At 68.9% G+C, this 1651-nt stretch carries 1 protein-coding gene; it reads right to left on the minus strand.

The window, feature by feature from the left end:
• Positions 1 to 1651, minus strand: a 1651-nt coding sequence (locus tag C6N31_RS42120; RefSeq protein WP_198359605.1) for a non-ribosomal peptide synthetase, incomplete at both ends; no start/stop codon positions are given.

Consider the following 1651-nt stretch of genomic DNA (forward strand, 5'->3'; position numbering starts at 1 on the left):
CTTGTTCGAGTACGGTCGCCAGCTCGGCTTCCGTCGTCGGAATGACGGTCACACGTGGTGCGGCGGCTTCGGGGGTCAGTATGTGCTGGTAGGGGGTGCCGTCGATCTCGGGGAAGACGGTGCGCAGGCTTTCGTGCCGGGTGATGACGTCAGCCAGCGCGGCCCGCAGTGCGTCCTCGTTCAGCCCGCCCGTGAGGCGGAGTGCGAGGGGAATGTTGTAGGTGGCGCTGGGCCCCTCCATCTGGTGGATGAACCACAACCTGCGCTGCGCGAAGGAAAGCGGCATGACCTCGGGCCGCTCCCGCACGGTCGGGGCAAGTCGCGCCGGGCCAGCAGTGTCCAGCCGAGCCGCCACCGCCGCGACGGTCCGAGCCTCGAAGAGGGTGCGCAGGCCCATCTCGACGCCGAAGGTGGCGCGGATGCGGGCGATGAGGCGGGTGGCGAGGAGTGAGTGCCCGCCGAGGTCGAAGAAGTCGTCGTCGATTCCGGCTCGCGGTAGGCCGAGTACCTGGGCGAACAGGTCGCTGACGATCTGTTCCTGCGGAGTGCGTGCCTCCCGGCCCGACCCGACCGACGCGAAGTCCGGCGTCGGCAGGGCGGAACGGTCGAGCTTGCCGGTCGTGGTCAGTGGCAGGCGATCGAGCAGGATCACCGCGGAGGGGACCATGTGCTCCGGCAGGCTCTGCTGCGCGAAATCCCGTACCTGCTGGGGTAGAAGAGCATCCCGTGCCACCACGTACGCCACCAGACGGGACCGCCCCGGCTGATCCTCATGCGTGGTCACAGCGGCGTGGGCGATGTCGGGGTGGTCGGTGAGGACCTTCTCGATCTCGCCGGGTTCGATGCGGAAGCCGCGGATCTTGACCTGGTGGTCGGCGCGGCCGATGAATTCCAGCTCACCGTCGCCGTTCCAGCGCACGAGGTCGCCCGTGCGATACATCCGTCCGCCGGGCTCCAGACCGAACGGGTCGGCGACGAACCGCTCAGCTGTCAGGGCGGAACGGCCGAGGTAGCCGCGGGCCACACCGGCGCCCGCGATGTACAGCTCACCCACCACACCAGGCGCCACCAACTGCAAACCGCCGTCCAGCACATAGGCACGCGTGTTGGCGATGGGCCGGCCGATCGGCGCGGGCAGCTGCCAGAGGTCAGGATCGCCGACCAGCGTGTGGGCTGTGACCACATGGGTTTCGGTCGGGCCGTAGTGGTTGTGCAGTCCCCGGCCCGGGGTCGAACGGTGGAATGCACGGACCTTGCCGCTGAGCGTCAGAGCTTCGCCGGCCTGCGCGACGGTTCGCAGCCGCATCAGCGTACGGCCCTGCTCGACAGCGGCCTCAGCTAGGGCCTCCAGCACCAGGTTCGGGGCGAACAGCTCGTCTATCTGGCGGTCGTCGAGCCACGCGGCGAACCGGGCCGCGTCGCGGCGGACGGACTCGTCGGGGATGACCAGCGTCTTGCCGTAGGCGACGGCCGACAGAATCTCCTGAGCGGACACGTCGAAGCTGATCGCTGTGAACTGTGCGGTCCTGTTGCCGGGTGCGCCACCGACCGTGCGGTGATGCCACGCGAGGAGATTCAGCAGCGCCGATGCCGGCATGACGACGCCTTTGGGGCGGCCGGTGGAGCCGGAGGTGTAGATGATGTAGGCGGG

Source organism: Streptomyces fildesensis, assembly GCF_016107395.1.
Classification (GTDB): domain Bacteria; phylum Actinomycetota; class Actinomycetes; order Streptomycetales; family Streptomycetaceae; genus Actinacidiphila; species Actinacidiphila fildesensis.